Origin of the sequence: Photorhabdus stackebrandtii (genome assembly GCF_011189495.1) — a bacterium.
GTDB lineage: Bacteria > Pseudomonadota > Gammaproteobacteria > Enterobacterales > Enterobacteriaceae > Photorhabdus > Photorhabdus khanii.
Genome location: NZ_PUJV01000189.1, coordinates 1 through 358, shown reverse-complemented (window position 1 = coordinate 358; position 358 = coordinate 1). Strand labels below are relative to the sequence as shown.

Annotated in this window: 2 pseudogenes; both read left to right on the top strand. The window is 43.9% G+C overall.

Annotation, left to right across the window (positions count from 1 at the left end):
• Positions 1-130: pseudogene (locus C5470_RS23925) on the top strand (IS110 family transposase); the annotation flags it as partial.
• A 100-nt stretch (positions 131-230) separates the two neighbouring features.
• A pseudogene (locus tag C5470_RS23920) lies at positions 231-358 on the top strand (IS110 family transposase); the annotation flags it as partial.

Below are 358 nucleotides of genomic sequence, written 5' to 3'. Positions count from 1 at the left end.
GGCTTGTGCCGGCGCGCATTTTATAGCAAGACGAATAAATGATTTAGGCCATGAAGCTAAATTAATTTCACCGCAGTTTGTCCGGCCTTTTGTTAAAAGTAATAAAAATGATTTTATTGATGCGGAAAGCCATCTGCGAAGCGGCCTCACTGGGTATTTTCATCCAAGCAGATCACCCAATAACATTCATCAAGATCATCTAATACCGGCGTTTTTCATGGTAATACTCAACCTCACGTCCTTCCATGCGTTTTGTCCGACTCAGAACGGAAGCTCAGCAGGCTATGCGTGTATTACATCGGGTCAGGGAGTCACTGGTCAGAGATAAGGTTAAAACGACCAACCAAATGCAGGCTTT